General features: G+C 72.1%; 16 protein-coding genes. 8 read left to right on the top strand and 8 right to left on the bottom strand.

Annotation, left to right across the window (positions count from 1 at the left end):
* Nucleotides 1-27: 27 nt before the first annotated feature.
* The 5 genes from ACLBX8_RS05825 to ACLBX8_RS05805 all read left to right on the top strand — a co-directional run bounded on the left by ACLBX8_RS05825 (nt 28) and on the right by ACLBX8_RS05805 (nt 5,561).
* Nucleotides 28-672 (top strand): glutathione S-transferase family protein, encoded by a 645-nt coding sequence (locus ACLBX8_RS05825; RefSeq protein WP_091977792.1) that lies wholly within the window; start codon nt 28-30, stop codon nt 670-672.
* Between the two features lie 82 nt (nt 673-754).
* The gene (locus ACLBX8_RS05820; RefSeq protein WP_447698363.1) at nt 755-1,411 is read left to right on the top strand and encodes a TetR/AcrR family transcriptional regulator C-terminal domain-containing protein; all 657 of its coding nucleotides are present in this window, start codon (nt 755-757) and stop codon (nt 1,409-1,411) included.
* Between the two features lie 12 nt (nt 1,412-1,423).
* The gene (ilvC, locus tag ACLBX8_RS05815; protein WP_056531609.1) at nt 1,424-2,443 is read left to right on the top strand and encodes a ketol-acid reductoisomerase; all 1,020 of its coding nucleotides are present in this window, start codon (nt 1,424-1,426) and stop codon (nt 2,441-2,443) included.
* A gap of 166 nt (nt 2,444-2,609) precedes the next feature.
* Nucleotides 2,610-3,263, top strand: a complete 654-nt coding sequence (locus ACLBX8_RS05810; RefSeq protein WP_020090721.1) for a pyridoxamine 5'-phosphate oxidase family protein — start codon at nt 2,610-2,612, stop codon at nt 3,261-3,263.
* Nucleotides 3,264-3,485: 222 nt separating this feature from the next.
* Nucleotides 3,486-5,561, top strand: a complete 2,076-nt coding sequence (locus ACLBX8_RS05805) for a methyl-accepting chemotaxis protein (RefSeq protein WP_447698364.1) — start codon at nt 3,486-3,488, stop codon at nt 5,559-5,561.
* A gap of 21 nt (nt 5,562-5,582) precedes the next feature.
* Here ACLBX8_RS05805 and tam read toward each other — a convergent pair whose 3' ends face one another.
* From tam to ACLBX8_RS05780, 5 genes are all read right to left on the bottom strand, one after another.
* Nucleotides 5,583-6,365, bottom strand: a complete 783-nt coding sequence (gene tam, locus ACLBX8_RS05800; protein WP_091679265.1) for a trans-aconitate 2-methyltransferase — start codon at nt 6,363-6,365, stop codon at nt 5,583-5,585.
* Between the two features lie 22 nt (nt 6,366-6,387).
* A complete protein-coding gene (locus ACLBX8_RS05795) occupies nt 6,388-7,089 on the bottom strand; it encodes a haloacid dehalogenase type II (RefSeq protein WP_447714732.1) in 702 nt (233 codons plus the stop codon).
* A complete protein-coding gene (gene trpS, locus ACLBX8_RS05790; RefSeq protein ID WP_091679259.1) occupies nt 7,086-8,150 on the bottom strand; it encodes a tryptophan--tRNA ligase in 1,065 nt (354 codons plus the stop codon). Before trpS ends, ACLBX8_RS05795 begins: the two co-directional genes overlap by 4 nt.
* A gap of 93 nt (nt 8,151-8,243) precedes the next feature.
* Nucleotides 8,244-9,005, bottom strand: a complete 762-nt coding sequence (locus ACLBX8_RS05785; protein WP_042674887.1) for an endonuclease III domain-containing protein — start codon at nt 9,003-9,005, stop codon at nt 8,244-8,246.
* Nucleotides 9,006-9,166: 161 nt separating this feature from the next.
* On the bottom strand, nt 9,167-9,934 hold the full coding sequence (locus ACLBX8_RS05780; protein ID WP_447714731.1) for a GyrI-like domain-containing protein: 768 nt from the start codon (nt 9,932-9,934) through the stop codon (nt 9,167-9,169).
* 195 nt (nt 9,935-10,129) lie between these two features.
* Here ACLBX8_RS05780 and dapF point away from each other — a divergent pair, with 195 nt between their 5' ends.
* Together dapF and mtaB are read left to right on the top strand one after the other, a co-directional pair.
* Nucleotides 10,130-11,017 carry a diaminopimelate epimerase gene (gene dapF, locus ACLBX8_RS05775; protein ID WP_091679253.1) on the top strand — a complete coding sequence of 296 codons (888 nt, stop codon included), beginning with the start codon at nt 10,130-10,132 and terminating at the stop codon, nt 11,015-11,017.
* Nucleotides 11,017-12,243, top strand: coding sequence for a tRNA (N(6)-L-threonylcarbamoyladenosine(37)-C(2))-methylthiotransferase MtaB (gene mtaB, locus ACLBX8_RS05770; protein ID WP_447714730.1), 1,227 nt, complete (start codon nt 11,017-11,019; stop codon nt 12,241-12,243). Before dapF ends, mtaB begins: the two co-directional genes overlap by 1 nt.
* Before the next feature lie 182 nt (nt 12,244-12,425).
* Here mtaB and ACLBX8_RS05765 read toward each other — a convergent pair whose 3' ends face one another.
* Entirely contained in the window at nt 12,426-13,100 is a 675-nt protein-coding gene (locus ACLBX8_RS05765) for an RluA family pseudouridine synthase (protein ID WP_447714729.1), read from the bottom strand.
* Between the two features lie 57 nt (nt 13,101-13,157).
* On the opposite strand from ACLBX8_RS05765, the gene ftsY reads away from it, so the two are divergent.
* Complete coding sequence (gene ftsY / locus ACLBX8_RS05760; RefSeq protein WP_447698369.1) at nt 13,158-14,558, top strand: signal recognition particle-docking protein FtsY; 1,401 nt, start codon at nt 13,158-13,160, stop codon at nt 14,556-14,558.
* Here the strand turns inward: ftsY and ACLBX8_RS05755 are convergent.
* Complete coding sequence (locus ACLBX8_RS05755) at nt 14,555-14,941, bottom strand: type II toxin-antitoxin system VapC family toxin (RefSeq protein ID WP_447714728.1); 387 nt, start codon at nt 14,939-14,941, stop codon at nt 14,555-14,557. The two genes, ftsY and ACLBX8_RS05755, sit on opposite strands and share 4 nt — an antisense overlap.
* A complete protein-coding gene (locus tag ACLBX8_RS05750; RefSeq protein WP_042674895.1) occupies nt 14,938-15,198 on the bottom strand; it encodes a type II toxin-antitoxin system VapB family antitoxin in 261 nt (86 codons plus the stop codon). The genes ACLBX8_RS05755 and ACLBX8_RS05750 overlap by 4 nt, the downstream gene beginning before the upstream one ends.
* Nucleotides 15,199-15,226 lie beyond the last annotated feature (28 nt).

Here is a 15,226-nt window from a genome sequence, read left to right as displayed (position 1 = left end):
TATGCTTTCCACAGCAGACAGGCTTTCATGACCGCCCGCACCCTCTACTACGCCCCCGGCGCCTGCTCGCTCGCCGCCCACATCATCCTGGAGGAATCCGGGCTGCCCTACGAGGGCCTCAAGCTCGATCTCGCCGCGGGCGACCAGCGCCGGCCGGAATACCTCGCGATCAACGATCGCGGCCGCGTGCCGGCGCTGACCGAGGACGGCTGGGTGCTCACCGAGTGCGCGGCCATCATGCGCCACGTCGCTCGTCAGGTGCCGGAGAAGGGGCTCTGGCCCACGGATCTCCGCGAGCAGGCCGCCGCCGACGAGTGGCTCGGCTGGCTCGCCTGCAACCACCACGTGACCTACGCCCATGTCCGCCGGCCCGAGCGCTACACCGAGGACGAGAGCGCCTTCGAGGGCATCAAGGCGAAGGCGGCCAACACCTACGCGGACCTCGCCACCATGACCGAGGTGCGCCTGTCGCACGGCGGCTGGGCGGTGGGCGACCGGTTCAGCGTCGTCGACGCCTACCTGACGGTCTTCTGGTTCTGGGCCAACGGCCCGGTGCTCCGGTTCGACATGGCCGGGCGCTTCCCGGCCTGGACCGCCCATGCGCGCCGGGTCGCCGAGCGCCCGGCTGTCCAGGCCGTCTTCGCCCGCGAAGGGCTGCCGCTCCCCCGCTAGCAGGTGCGGTCACGGCACCCCCTTGCCGCGCCCTACGAATCGGCCTAAAGCGCGTACCGTACGGTACGGTACGCCATTCGAGATGATGCAGGCCAGCGCGACAGCAGAGCGGGAAGAGCCGTCGGCACGCCAGCAGGCGGTGCTGGACGCCGTGCTCGGCCTCATGGTCGAGGACGGCGAGCAGCTCACCATGGACGCGGTCGCGCGCCGGGCGAGCTGCTCGAAGGAGACGCTCTACAAGTGGTTCGGCGACCGAGACGGGTTGCTGACCGCGACGGTGCGCTGGCAGGCCTCCCGGGTCCATGCCGGGAACGACAGCGCGCAGGTGCTCGACGGCGCGACCCTGCGGGAGCGCCTGCAGGACTTCGCCGTGACGTGGCTTGAGGTCATCACCGGCCCGACCTCGGTGGCGCTGAACCGCATCGCCATCGCGCATGCGGGCTCGCGCAAGAGCAATCTCGGCGGCATCGTCCTGGCGAATGGGCGCTTCGCGATCGGCGAGCGGGTGAAGCCCGTGCTGGAGGCGGGGCGCGCCGCCGGCCTGCTGAGCTTCGCCGACAGCGAGGCTGCCTTCCGCACCTTCTTCGGCCTCGTCGGCCGGGATATCCAGATCCGCCTTCTGCTCGGCGAGACCCTCGACCTCGACGGGGCCGAGATCCGGCGCGACGCGGGCCGCGCCGTCGAGCAGTTCCTGGCCCTCTACGGCCGGGCCAAACCCGACCCGAAACACCAAGTCTAAGAGGAGACAGACATGCGGGTGTATTACGATCGTGACGCCGACCTGAACCTGATCAAGGGCAAGAAGGTCGCCATCGTCGGCTACGGCAGCCAGGGCCACGCCCACGCGCTCAACCTGCGCGATTCCGGCGTGAAGGACATCGTCATCGCGCTCCGCGAGGGCTCCGCCACCGCCAAGAAGGCGGAAGCCGAGGGCTTCAAGGTCTTGTCGGTCGCCGAGGCCGCCAAGTGGGCCGACGTGGTGATGATGCTGACCCCCGACGAGCTGCAGGGCGACATCTACCGCGAGTCCCTCGAGGGCAACATGAAGCAGGGCGCCGCGCTCCTGTTCGCCCACGGCCTCAACGTCCACTTCAACCTGATCGAGCCGCGCAAGGACCTCGACGTCCTGATGGTCGCCCCGAAGGGCCCCGGCCACACCGTGCGCTCCGAGTACCTCCGCGGCGGCGGCGTGCCGACCCTGATCGCCATCGCGCAGGACGCGAGCGGAAACGCCCACGACCTCGGCCTGTCCTACGCCTCGGCGAATGGCGGCGGCCGCGCCGGCATCATCGAGACGACCTTCAAGGAGGAGTGCGAGACCGACCTGTTCGGCGAGCAGGCCGTGCTCTGCGGCGGCCTCGTCGAGCTGATCAAGGCCGGCTTCGAGACCCTGGTTGAGGCGGGCTACGCCCCCGAGATGGCCTATTTCGAGTGCCTCCACGAGGTGAAGCTGATCGTCGACCTCATCTACGAGGGCGGCATCGCCAACATGAACTACTCGATCTCCAACACGGCCGAGTACGGCGAGTACGTCACCGGCCCGCGCATCGTCACGCCCGAGACCAAGGCCGAGATGAAGCGCGTGCTCAACGACATCCAGTCGGGCACCTTCACCCGCAACTGGATGCTGGAGAACAAGGTCAACCAGACCTCGTTCAAGGCGACCCGCGCCAAGCTCGCCGCCCACCCGATCGAGGAGGTCGGCGCCAAGCTCCGCGGCATGATGCCGTGGATCTCCGAGAAGGCGCTGGTCGACAAGACCCGCAACTGATCCGCATCCGCGCGGTCGGGCCCGGCCCGTCCGCGCACGCGCGGGGCCGGTCACGCGGAGGCGTGGCCGGCCCTTCGCGTTCCGGGTTGCCCGACACGGGGTGTCCCGGCCATAAGCCCGCCAGCGGTCCCGCGCGTACGAGGACCGGCAAGCGGAGAGGACACGCATGGCATCGCTCTATTCCGACGCGCACCGGGCGCTGCAGGAGGAGTTCGGCACCACCAAGCTCGCCGTGCGTCTCGACGAGGACTGGGTCCACGAGACCGTCCAGCCGGACGAGGCCGCCTTCATCGGCTCCCGCGACATGTTCTTCCTCTCGACCGTCGACCCGGACGGCATGCCGACGGTCTCCTACAAGGGCGGTCCCACGGGCTTCGTGAAGGTGCTCGACGACAAGACGCTCGTCTTCCCGGGCTTCGACGGCAACGGCATGTTCTACTCGATGGGCAACATCGAGGGGCAGGCCAAGGTCGGCCTGCTGTTCATCGACTTCGAGACGCCCCACCGGATCCGCGTCCAGGGCCACGCGACGCTGCTGCGCGACGACGCCCTCTTGGCCGCGTACACCGAGGCCAAGTACCTGGTGAAGGTCGCGGTGACGAAGATCTGGATCAACTGCCCGCGCTACATCCACAAGTATCAGAAGCTCGAGCAGAACAAGTACGTGCCGCGTCCCGGCCGCGAGACCCCGCTCGCCGCCTGGAAGCGCCTCGACCTCGCGGGCGACGTGATCAGCGATGCCGACAAGGCCCGCGTCGCCCAGGAGGGCCGGCTGGAGGTCGCGGAGTACGAGGCGCTGATGGCCCGCGGCGAGGCCTGATCGTCCATTCCGGCCGCCCCGCAGTCCCGGGCGGCCGGTGCGGAACTCAATTTTCGTCAAATTAGATGTTGCCGAGTATATATCTTTAGCATCACATATTAATACGGCAAGACTTCTGTATATATATTTTCATGGTCTAAAAAATTCTTGACGATGTGAGTGACGAGCCATAAATTTCGTGCAGATTTTGCCGATCGTATCTTTGCTCGGACCGTTAAGACCATGGTTTCGCTCCCGCTGCGCGTCGCATTGATCTGCAGCATCCTGATCGCTGCGGTGTTCGCGGGTGGGACGACTTTTCTCGCCCGCCGAATCGACGCGTCCTTCGATGAGCAGGCCGCAGAGATACAGTCGGAGACGCTGTCGAACGAGGCGCGCGAGGTCCGCTTCCGCCTCGCGGTAGCGGCCAAGACTGCCGAGAGCATCGCGGCCTCCGCGTCGGCCCTGCGCGCCGGCCGCATCCAGGACCGGGACATCTACGACGCGCTGCTGCGCGAGCTTCTGCGCGCCAACCCCGAGCTGATCGCGACCTGGACGGGCTGGGAGCCGGACGCCCTGGACGGGCGCGACCGCGCGTTCGCCGGCACGGCCTCCTCGGACGCGAGCGGCCGCTTCATGCCTTACTGGAACCGCGGGAGCGGCACGATCAAGCGCGAGGTCCTCACGGGCTACGAGGCCGAGCCGGACGGTGCCTATTACCTCCGGCCGAAGCGGCTGAACCGCTTGGTCGCCATCGAACCCTACATCTACCCGGTGGCCGGGAAGGACGTCGTCATGATGTCGTTCGGCGCACCGATCACCGTGGGCGGCACGTATCGCGGCACCGCCGGCGTCGACATCGATCTCGGGTCCCTGAATGCCGCCCTCGGGGCGGTGAGGCCGTTCGGGACCGGCTACCTCGCCGTGGTCTCGGCTAACGGAACGACCGTCGCGCATCCGACCGGCGCGGCGGCCGGGAAGCCGATGCACGGCTTCGACGCGTCGGCGGCCGACGCGGCCCGGCAGGCGATCGCGGCGGGAGCCGTGGTGGTGACCGACGCGCCGGGCCCGGACGGGGCGCCGTGGCGCTACATGGCGCAGCATATCCAGGCGGGCGAGACGCCCGACCGCTGGGCGATCGTCGTCGCGGTGCCGGTGGCGACGCTCACGGCCGCCGCCGATCGGGCGCGCGCGACGCTGATCGGCATCTCGGTCCTCTGCGTGCTGATCGGGTGCGCGGCCGTCTTCGGCGCGCTGCACCGTCTCGTCGGGGCGCCGATCCGCGGCCTCGGCCGGACCATCGGCGACATGGCCGCGGGCGATTACGGGGCGGATGTGCGCGAGGCGCGGCGGCGCGACGAGGTCGGACTGGTCGGGCGTGCCGTGCTGAAGCTGCGCGACGGCCTGCGGGCGCAGGCGGAGGCCGACGCGCGGACGCGGGCGGAGGCTCAGGCGGCGGCCGACCGGGACCGCAAGCGGGTGACCGCGGACTTGGCGAACAGCTTCGAGCAGGCCATCGGCGGCATCGTCGCGACGGTCACGGACGCGGCCACCGCGCTGCAGGCCACGGCCGGGGCGCTGGCCGCCACGGCGTCGGAGACCGCCGGCCAGTCGACCACCGTCGCGGCCGGGGCCGAGGAGGCCGCCGCCAACGTCCGGGCCGCGGCCTCGGCGGCCGAGGAGCTCGGCAGCTCGGTGCAGGAGATCGGGCGTCAGGTCCAGGGATCCGCGCAGCTCGCGCGGGCCGCGGCCGACGAGGCCGGGCGCACGGTGCGGCTGGTGGAGGATCTGAGCGCGGCGGTGATGAAGATCGGTGATGTTGTGGCGCTGATCAGCGGCATCGCCGGCCAGACCAACCTGCTGGCCCTGAACGCCACCATCGAGGCGGCCCGCGCCGGCGAGGCCGGCCGGGGCTTCGCGGTTGTGGCCGCCGAGGTGAAGGCGCTGGCCGAGCAGACCGCACGGGCCACCGAGGAGATCGCGGGCCAGATCGCCCGCGTCCAGGCCTCGACCGAGCAGGCGGCCTCGGCGATCGGCAGCATCACGACGCGCGTCGACGAGATCAGCGGGGCGGCCACGACGATCGCGGCCGCGGTCGAGCAGCAGGGCACGGCAACCCAGGAGATCGTCCGCAATGTGACCCAGGCCGCCGCCGGCACGGGCGAGGTGACGACGAACATCGCCCGCGTGGCCGAAGCCGCCGACATGACCGGCTCTGCCGCCGGTCAGGTGCTGGAATCGTCCGCGGACCTGTCGCGGCAATCCGCGCATCTCCGGGCGGAGGTCGGCCGCTTCCTCGGAACGGTGCGCGCGGCCTGATGGTCGCCGTGCCGGCCCGCGCTACGGCGCCTTGCGGGCGACGATGAACACGCGCGGGAAGGCGAGCAGGCGCCGCCCGTCGCTGCGCGGCGGGTAGGCGGCGTCGATCGCGCGGGTGTAGGCCGCCAGGAAGCCGGCCCGCTCCTCCGGATCCAGCGGGTCGAGGAACGGCCGGAGCCCGGTCGCGCTGACCCAGTCCACGATGGCGGCCGCGTCCGCCATGCGGTGGTGGTAGGCGGTGCGCCAGACGTCGACGGCGGCGGCGCGCGGCGCCAGCAGGTCGTAGTAGGCGGCGGGTTCCAGCATCCGCCCGAGGCGGCCGGCCACGGCGGGATCGCCGATCGCGGCCGCCCAGGGGCCGTCCGCCGCGACCGCGCGCATCAGGCGATGGGTGTGCTCCGCGAGGTTGTCGGGCATCTGCACGGCGAGCACGCCGCCCGGGGCGAGGAGACCGAACAGCCGCGGCAGCAGGGTCGCGTGGTCCGGCAGCCATTGCAGCACGGCGTTGGCGTAGATCAGGTCCGGGGCCCGCTCGGGTACCCAGGTGGCGGCGTCGGCCAGCGCGAAGGACAGGCCCGGCAGGCGGGCGCGGGCGCTCTCCAGCATCGCCGGGGAGGTGTCGAGGCCGATCACCTCCGCGTCGGGGAAGCGCGCCGCGATCAGCGCGGTGGAATTGCCCGGCCCGCAGCCGAGATCGACGGCGAGCCGCGGTGCGTCGAGGGGCACGCGGGCGAGGAGCTCGGCGGCGGGGCGGGTCCGCTCGTCCTCGAAGCGGGTGTAGAGGGCGGGGTTCCAGTCGGCCATCACACCCTCCCGTATCGATCCGTCAGCAGCCGAGCCGGTCGGCGAGATCCGCCAGATCCCGCGCCGCGTGGGTGACCGGCACCGTCGGCGCGGTCTCGCCGCCGGCCGGGCCGTGCTCGTGCGGGCGGGCGATGTGGGCGGTGGCGAGCCCGTGGCTGGCGGCCGCCGCGAGGTCGTTCCAGTGGGCGGCGACCATCATGGTCTCGCCGGCCGCGAAGCCGAAGGCCGCGACCGCGTCGCGGTAGAGCGCCGGCTTCGGCTTGTAGTCGCGGGAATAGCCGGCGCCGAGCACCGCGTCGAAGATCAGGCCGTTGCGGCGGGCGAGGTCGGCCATCAGCCGGACATGCCCGTTGGAGTTCGGTGCCAGGAGGTGCTTCTCGCGCAGGCGTCGCAGCGCGTCCGGCACCTCGGGCCACGCGTCGAGCCGGTGCCACGCCTGGACAAGCTCGCCCCGCACGGCCTCGGAGACGCCCGCGATGCCGAACTGCGCCAGCACGCCGGGCAGCGACTCGGCCTGGAGCGTGTCGAGGTCGACGTAGGGTCGGGCGCCGGAGCGCACCGTCTCCATCGACGGGTTGTAGCGGGCCCGCCACGCGTCCGCGAAGGCGCCGGCATCGAGGTCCGGCGCGACGGGCGCGAGCAGCCGCGCCGCCTCGCGGGCGACGCCGGAGCGCCAGTCGACCAGCGTCCCGAAGACGTCGAAGACCAGCGCCCGGACGGTCACCGCACCGCCTGCAGGCTGGGACCGCGCCGTACGAAGCCGACGATGTCCTTGACCGCGTCGAGGGTCTGCGCCGCGATGGTCTCGGCCCGGGCGCCGCCGTCGGCCAGCACAGCGTCGATATGGCTCGGATCGGCGGTGAGGCGGCGCATCTCCTCGGCGATCGGCGCGAGGCTCGTCACCGCGAGGTCGGCCAGAGCCGGCTTGAAGGTCGAGAACTGCGCCCCGCCGAAATCGCGCAGAACGTCCTCGCGGGTGATCCCGGCGAGCGCCGCGTAGATCCCCACGAGGTTGTCGGCCTCGGGCCGCTCCTTCAGGCCCGCCACCTCGGATGGCAGGGGCTCGGGGTCGGTCTTCGCTCTCCGGATCTTCTGCGCGATGGCGTCCGCGTCGTCCGTGAGGTTGATGCGGGCGTTGTCCGACGGGTCGGACTTCGACATCTTCTTGGTGCCGTCGCGCAGCGACATGACCCGGGCGGCCGGGCCGCCGATCAGCGGCTCCGTGATCGGGAAGAACGCGTCGCCGTGGCCGTGCGCCGTGATCGACCCCGAGAAATCGGTGTTGAACTTCTGTGCGATGTCCCGGGTCAGCTCTAGGTGCTGCTTCTGGTCCTCGCCGACCGGCACATGGGTCGCCCGGTAGGCCAGGATGTCGGCCGCCATCAGCACCGGGTAGTCGTAGAGGCCGATCGAGGCGTTCTCCCGGTCCTTGCCGGCCTTCTCCTTGAACTGGGTCATGCGGTTCAGCCAGCCGAGGCGGGCGACGCAGTTGAACACCCAGGCGAGCTCGGCGTGCTGCGGCACCTGGCTCTGGTTGAAGACGATCGAGCGCTTCGGATCGATGCCGGCGGCGAGGAAGGCGGCGGTGACCTCGCGGATCTGGCCGCGCAGGGCCTCGGGATCCTGCCAGACGGTGATCGCGTGCAGGTCGACCACGCAGTACAGGCACTGCGCGTCGCGCTCCTGCATCTCCACGAAGCGCTTCACCGCCCCGAGATAGTTGCCGAGGTGCAGGTTGCCGGTGGGCTGGACGCCCGAGAAGACCAATTCGGTGAACGCGGCCATCGGCGCCGATCCTGAGCGAGGGAAGACCGGGGCTCCGCGCCGTCCGGGCGCGCGGTTACTCGCACCCGTAGGCCGGAATGGTCAAGGACGCGCTCACGGCTCCCGCGTGGGCAGCTTCGCGCTGGGGCAGAGGTCGACCAGGACGCAGCGCCCGCAGGCCGGGCGATGATGATGGCAGACCTTCTGCCCGTGCAGCATCAGGATCTCGTGATTGTCGTAGAGGTCCTGCGCGCTCCAGTCCGCGGGGAGCTGCGCCCGCAGGATCGGGTGCGACGGGCCGACATCGACCCGCCTGCCGATCAGCCCGAGGCGCTGGGCGACCCGGTGATGGTGGCTGTCGACCGGCAGCGCCGGCATCCGCAGGGTGGAGAAGGACAGGACCGCCGCGCTGGTCTTCGGCCCGACGCCCGGGATCGCCTGCAGCCATTCCCGCGCCGCCTCGACCTCCATGTCGGCCAGGAAGGCGAGGTCGAGGCTGCCGTGCCGGTCGCGCAGGGCGCGGAGCACGTCGCGGATGCGCGGCGCCTTCAGCTCCGGCCAAGTCACGCCCGCGATGGCGGCCTCGATCTCCGGCACGTCCGCGTCGAGCACCGCGTCCCAGTCGGGGAAGCGCGCCCGCAGCGCCTTGAAGGCCCGGCCGGACTCGGCGTTGCGGGTCCGGTGCGACAGGAGCGACGAGACGAGCTCGCTGACCGGATCCAGGCTGTGGAAGTACGGGATCGGGCAGCCGTAGACCGGGCAGAGCCGCGCGTGGACGGCGAGCGCCTTCTCGGCCAGGGCCGGATCCGCGACGGCGGGGACCGCCTTGCGGCGTGAACGCGGGACGGTCGCGGATCTGAGGTCGGCGGCGGGCATGTCGGGCGAATCCGCCGGCCGCCGCCCCTGTTCCTGCCGGTACGGGGCAGCGGCGATCTGTCCGCATCGTCGGGTCCGCGCGCTTCCAGCGGAGAGCAGGGCGCGCTCGATTCCGAGGCGGTCGTCGCGACCGAAGGGCGCCGCCGCCGGCCCGCGCTCGCCTACTTCACCAGCGCGTAGATGTTCACGTCGAGGCTGTCGTCGGTGCTGTCCTTGAGGTCGGTGGCGTACTCCTCCACGAACCGGTCCTGCACGACGATGTCCTTGGCATCGAGGTAGGCGGTCAGCGTCTCGTAGGTGCTGTCGATCGACTCGTAGGAGCCCTTGTGGGCGAAGCGCAGCGCCTTGCCGGAGGGCGTCGTGCCGAAGCGCAGGCCGTCGGTCTCGGCCGGTGCCGGGCTCGGCGCGGCCGCCACCGGGACCATCGCCTCGAACTCGAAGCCGTCGTCGTCCGTGCGGGTGAAGACCGCGAGCGGCCGACCGGCCGACGCGACGCCGAGCTTGGCGAGGTCGGCCTCGATCCGCGCGAAGGCCTGCTTCAGGTTCGGCACGGCCTCCTCCCACTTGGTCTTGCCGGACAGGATCGCGGCGGGCTTGGCCGGGAGGGTGACCTCGTCGACGTCGCCGGGCTCGCCGGCCTTCTCGATGAGCGTGGGCCGGCCGGGTGTCCCCGTGCTCGTGGCCGGGGGCGTTCCCGCCGCAGACTGGCCCGCGGGCGGGGGCGCCACCGATTGCTGCGGGGCCGGGGCCGCGCTCTTGTCGGGATCGGCGACCGGGTTCGGCGCCGTCGTGGTCGGCAGCGGGTTCGTCTGGGCCGGCGCGGGCGCCGTGGAGGGCGGCGGCGCGGGCTGCTGCTGGGCGGCGATCGGGCCGGCCGACGCGAGCACGAGGGCGGCCGAGAGGGCGACGGGCGGACGAAGGCGGATCACGTAGGGCGCTCCGGTCGAGGCCCGCGGATGATCGCGCGGGCTCCCGCAACGTAACCTAGTGGTGAACGGGACGGCCCGCGAGGGCGCCGCGGACGAGAGCCGCGGGTGCGGCGCATCTGCCACGCCGTGGCACCCCTCGCGCCGGGCGGCGGCTTTTGCGATATAGCCCGCGCCTTCCTCCAACCGCGGGACCGCATGAGCGCACTCGCCCACAGACGCTTCCTGAAGATGCATGGCGCCGGCAACGCGATCGTGGTGCTGGACCTGCGCGGCTCCGCGGCGAAAGTCCGGCCCGAGGAAGCGCGGGCGATCGCCCAGGATCCCGGCTCGACCTTCGATCAGCTGATGGTCCTGCACGATCCCGTGAGTCCGGGCACGGACGCGTTCATGCGCATCTACAACACCGACGGTTCGGAATCGGGCGCCTGCGGCAACGGCACGCGCTGCGTCGCCTACGCGATGCTCGACGACCCGGCCATGGCGCGGCCGGCCGAGGGCGGCCGGCTCACCCTGGAGACCAAGGCCGGCCTGCTCGGGGTGCGCCGCGTCTCGGAGCGCGCCTTCACGGTCGATATGGGCCGGCCGCGGCTCGCCTGGGACGAGATCCCCCTGTCCGAGCCGTTCCCCGACACCCGGCGGATCGAGCTGCAGATCGGCCCGATCGACGACCCGATCCTGCACTCGCCGGGCGCCGTGAACATGGGCAACCCGCACGCGGTGTTCTTCGTGGAGCAGGATCCGGACAGCTTCGACCTCGCCCGGATCGGCCCGATGCTGGAGAACCACCCGCTGTTCCCGGAGCGCGCCAACATCTCGGTGGCGCAGGTGACGGGCCGCGAGACGATCAAGCTCCGCGTCTGGGAGCGGGGGGCCGGGCTAACGCTCGCCTGCGGCACCGCCGCCTGCGCCACCGTGGTGGCCGCCTCGCGCCTGCGGATGATCGGCCGGCAGGCCAGCGTCGCGCTGCCGGGCGGCGAGCTGTTCGTCGAGTGGCGCGCCGACGACCACGTCCTGATGACCGGTCCGGTCGCGCTCGTCGCCGAGGGGACCCTGGCGCCGGAGCTGTTCGACAGCGCGGCCTGATGGCGGTCGAGACCCTCACCTTCGGCTGCCGCCTCAACACCGTCGAGTCCGAGGCCCTGCGGGCCCACGCGGCTGCGGACGGGCGCGACCGGGTGGTGGTGAACACCTGCGCGGTGACCGCCGAGGCCGGGCGGCAGGCCCGCAAGGCGATCCGGCGCATCGCCCGGGAGCGGCCCGGCGCCGAGATCGTCGTCACCGGCTGCGGCGCCGAGGTCGAGACGGAGGCCTACGCGGCCATGCCGGAGGTCGCGCGCCTCGTCGGCAACGCCGAGAAGCTGCGGCCGGAGGGCTGGTCGGCGGCCGCGACCGGCCCGGGCGCCGTCATGGCGGCGCGAACGGCCGAGCCGACGCGGGTCGAGGCGGTCGCCGGGCACACCCGCGCCTTCGTGCCCGTGCAGAACGGCTGCGACCACCGCTGCACCTTCTGCGTGATCCCGTTCGGGCGGGGTGTCTCCCGCTCGGTGCCGGAGGCGGACGTGATCGCGCAGGTCGAGACCCTCGTGGCCCGGGGCGGGCGCGAGGTGGTGCTGACCGGCGTCGACCTCACCGCCTACGGCCGCGACCTCGCCGGCCCGGCCCCGACCCTCGGCGGTCTCGTGCGGGCGATCCTCCGGGCGGTGCCCGACCTCGCGCGCCTGCGCCTCTCCTCGATCGATTCTGTCGAGGCCGACGACGCCCTGCTGGCGGCGATCGCCGAGGAGGAGCGGCTCATGCCGCACCTGCACCTGTCGCTGCAGGCCGGCGACGACCTGATCCTCAAGCGCATGAAGCGCCGGCACCTGCGCGCCGACGCGATCCGCTTCTGCGAGACGGTGCGGCGGCTGCGACCCGACATCGTGCTCGGCGCCGACCTAATCGCGGGCTTCCCGACCGAGACGGAGGCGCAGTTCGCCCGCTCCCTCGACCTCGTGGCGGAATGCGGCCTGACGCACCTGCACGTCTTCCCCTATTCTCCACGTCCCGGCACGCCGGCCGCGCGCATGCCGCCGGTTGCGCCAGACGTGATCCGTGCGCGGGCGGCGCGGCTGCGCGAGGCGGGTGCGGGTGCCCTGCGGCGGCACCTCGACGCGCAGGTCGGGCGCCGCCTGACGGTCCTGGCCGAGCGAGGCGGCGTCGGGCGGAGTGTGGATTTCACGGCCGTGCGGCTGGCGGCCGATGAGGCGCCCGGGACGTTCCACAGCATCGCCATCGCCGGGCACGACGGGGCGCGGCTGATCGGCGACTAGCGCCCGGTCTTCCTGGCCTGTCACGCTCCGTGCGGGCCCCGAAAGGACGGATGCGGTCCAGGCGCATGTTCAATCGTGCCCGCCGCCGTCTTTGCGAGCGGAGCGAAGCAATCCAGCGGCGCCAGGTCTCCCGATGTCGCGCTGCCCTGGGTCGCTTCGCTGCGCTCGCGATGATGCGAGGCTCACGCGCCCATCGTCGCCACGGCTTCGGCGACGTGCGGTGGGGGCGGCGCCGTCACCGTGATGGCCTCCCGTTTAGGATAAAGCGGGATCGACAGCGCCCGCGCGTGGAGGTGCAGCGCGCTCCCGCGGGGCGCGCCGCCGTAGACCGCGTCGCCCAGGATCGGCCAGCCGGAGGCGGCGCAGTGGACCCGGAGCTGGTGGGTCCGGCCGGTGACCGGCTTCAGCTCCAGCCAGGTCCGCCCGCCGGCGCGGCCGAGCACCCGCCAGTGCGTCAGCGACGGGTCCCCCGCGGGGTCGGCCTTCATCCACCACGAGCGCGGATCGTCCGAGCGGCGGGCCAGCGCCAGGTCGATGCTGCCTTCCTCCTCGGCGGGACCGCCGGCCACGATCGCCCAGTAGGTCTTGCCGACGGCGCTGCCGGAGAAGAGCTTCCCGAGCCGCGCCAGAGCCTTGGCGTGGCGGCCCAGCGCGAGGCAGCCGGAGGTGTCGCGGTCGAGCCGGTGCGCGGCCTCCGGCCGGCGGGGCAGGCCGAACCGGAGCGCGTCGAGGTGGTCGGTGAGCGTCTCGCCGCCGCGGGGGCCCGGATGGACCGGCAAACCCGCCGGCTTGTCGATGACGAGCAGCAGGGCATCGCGGTAGAGGAGGCGCGCGCCTATGTCGAAGGCGTTGGACATCCGGATCGGCTAGAGGGTCGGTGTCGGCGGGGCAAGGTGGGGCGAGGACGCGATTTCATGGCGAGCGAGGAGAAGCCCGGCTGGTTCGGACGCCTGTTCGGGCGCAAAGGCCAGCCCGCGCCCGAGGACAGAGCCGAGGATCAGGCCGAGGACAAGCCCGAGGCCGAGCTTCCGGCCGGGGCGGCCTCGCCCTCCGAGGGGGAGCCGGACTTCGCCACCGCCGCGGAAGATGTCACTCACGTTCCGCTGCCGCCCGAGGAGACCGGGGAGCCGGTCCCGGACGCGGTCGAGGGTGCGGACCTGCTGCCCGTGGAGGGCGAGCCGGAGCGTCCGCCGGCCGGCACCGCCGGTGACGATCCCGCGCACGGCGCCGACCCGGTCGATACGGGTGATATGAACCGCGAGCCGGTGGTGGAGCCGGCTGCCGAAATGCAGCCCGAGATTCAACCCGATTCCCAGCCCGACATCCAGCCGGTCGACAGCGCCGCGGCCCTCGCGCACGACGCCGGCGCCGGACCGGACCGCGAGCCGGAGGCCAAGGGCTGGTGGAGCCGCCTCACCTCCGGGATGAAGCGGACCTCGTCGGCGCTATCCGACCGGGTCACGGGCCTGTTCACCAAGCGCAAGCTCGACGCCACGACCCTTGAGGATCTGGAGGACGCCCTGATCCAGGCCGATTTCGGCCTGGAGACCGCGATGCGGGTCTCGGAGGCCGTCGGCAAGGGCCGCTACGAGAAGGGCATCTCGCCCGACGAGGTCCGGGCGATCCTGGCCGCGGAGGTGGAGCGGGCGCTGGAGCCCGTGGCGGTGCCGCTGACGATCGACGCCGCCCGGAAGCCCTTCGTGATCTTGACGGTCGGCGTGAACGGCGCCGGCAAGACCACGACGCTCGGCAAGCTCGCCTCGAAGCTCCGGGCGGAGGGGCGCACCGTGATGCTCGCGGCCGGCGACACCTTCCGCGCGGCGGCGATCGACCAGCTCAAGGTCTGGGGTGCGCGCACCGGCACGCCGGTGGTGAGCGGCGCGCAGGGGGCGGACGCGGCGGGCCTCGCCTTCGACGCCCTGAAGCAGGCGGGCGCCGCCGGCACCGACGTGCTGCTGATCGACACCGCCGGCCGGCTCCAGAACAAGGCCGGCCTGATGGCCGAGCTGGAGAAGATCGTCCGCGTGCTGCGCAAGCAGGACCCGGAGGCGCCGCACGCCACGCTCCTCGTCCTCGACGCCACGGTCGGCCAGAACGCGCTCAGCCAGGTGGAGCTGTTCTCGCAGGCCGCGCCGGTCTCGGGCCTGGTGATGACCAAGCTCGACGGCACCGCCCGGGGCGGCATCCTGGTGGCACTGGCGGCGAAGTTCGGCCTGCCGGTGCACTTCATCGGCGTCGGCGAGGGCGTGGAGGATCTGGAGCCCTTCGCGGCCCGCGACTTCGCCCGGGCGATCGCCGGGCTGGAGAAGGATTAGGCGGCGCGCAGCACGTCGGTGCGGGCGAAGTCTTCGCCCTTGAACAGGAGCGGCGCGTTCAGCGACCGGGCGAGCGCGTAGGCGAAGCAGTCGCCGAAGTTCAGCCCGGCCGGGTGCCGACCCTTGCCGTAGCGGGCGAAAGCGTCGGCGGCCATCTGCGCGAGCGCGTAATTGACCGGCACGACCGATATGCGTCGCGCCCCGATCCACGCGTCGAGCGCCGCACGACCGTCCGCCGCGCGCATCGCCACGATCGCACACTCGAGGTAGGTCGCTGCCGCCATCGCGATCCCGTCTGCGCGGGCAATGGCACGGGAGAAATCGTCGGCTTCCGGCTCATCGAAACGTATCGCCAAGAAGGCCGAAGAATCGACGACGATCACACTGGCAGACCGTGTTCGTCGTAGGCGAGGATCTCGTCGATCGGACGCGCGTCCACGAGCGGGCTCGCGTTGAGGCGACGGCGCATCGCCTCATCGGCGGCCAGCCCTTCGGCGATGCGCCGCGCCGCCTCGTCGTTGATCCGCTCCCGCTCCCGCCGCAGCAGGTCCAGCAGCAGATCCGGCGCCGGCCGCCGGGTGGTTTCCGCGAGGTCGGCCAGGAGCGCCTCGATCTCGGCATTCTCGATCGTGATGGACATCGACCGCTCCGCGTTACACACACCCCGG

The organism is Methylobacterium sp. D48H (assembly GCF_053345715.1).
This window is presented reverse-complemented; position numbering and strand designations above follow the sequence as displayed.

Excerpts from the sequence above, each read along its gene's own strand:
- ftsY (WP_447698369.1), top strand. The coding sequence starts at position 13,158 with ATGGCGAGCGAGGAGAAGCCCGGCTGGTTCGGACGCCTGTTCGGGCGC.
- tam (WP_091679265.1), bottom strand. The coding sequence starts at position 6,365 with ATGGCCGACTGGAACCCCGCCCTCTACACCCGCTTCGAGGACGAGCGG.
- ACLBX8_RS05820 (WP_447698363.1), top strand. The coding sequence starts at position 755 with ATGATGCAGGCCAGCGCGACAGCAGAGCGGGAAGAGCCGTCGGCACGC.
- ACLBX8_RS05785 (WP_042674887.1), bottom strand. The coding sequence starts at position 9,005 with ATGCCCGCCGCCGACCTCAGATCCGCGACCGTCCCGCGTTCACGCCGC.
- dapF (WP_091679253.1), top strand. The coding sequence starts at position 10,130 with ATGAGCGCACTCGCCCACAGACGCTTCCTGAAGATGCATGGCGCCGGC.
- ACLBX8_RS05810 (WP_020090721.1), top strand. The coding sequence starts at position 2,610 with ATGGCATCGCTCTATTCCGACGCGCACCGGGCGCTGCAGGAGGAGTTC.
- mtaB (WP_447714730.1), top strand. The coding sequence starts at position 11,017 with ATGGCGGTCGAGACCCTCACCTTCGGCTGCCGCCTCAACACCGTCGAG.
- ACLBX8_RS05805 (WP_447698364.1), top strand. The coding sequence starts at position 3,486 with ATGGTTTCGCTCCCGCTGCGCGTCGCATTGATCTGCAGCATCCTGATC.
- trpS (WP_091679259.1), bottom strand. The coding sequence starts at position 8,150 with ATGGCCGCGTTCACCGAATTGGTCTTCTCGGGCGTCCAGCCCACCGGC.
- ilvC (WP_056531609.1), top strand. The coding sequence starts at position 1,424 with ATGCGGGTGTATTACGATCGTGACGCCGACCTGAACCTGATCAAGGGC.
- ACLBX8_RS05825 (WP_091977792.1), top strand. The coding sequence starts at position 28 with ATGACCGCCCGCACCCTCTACTACGCCCCCGGCGCCTGCTCGCTCGCC.
- ACLBX8_RS05765 (WP_447714729.1), bottom strand. The coding sequence starts at position 13,100 with ATGTCCAACGCCTTCGACATAGGCGCGCGCCTCCTCTACCGCGATGCC.
- ACLBX8_RS05750 (WP_042674895.1), bottom strand. The coding sequence starts at position 15,198 with ATGTCCATCACGATCGAGAATGCCGAGATCGAGGCGCTCCTGGCCGAC.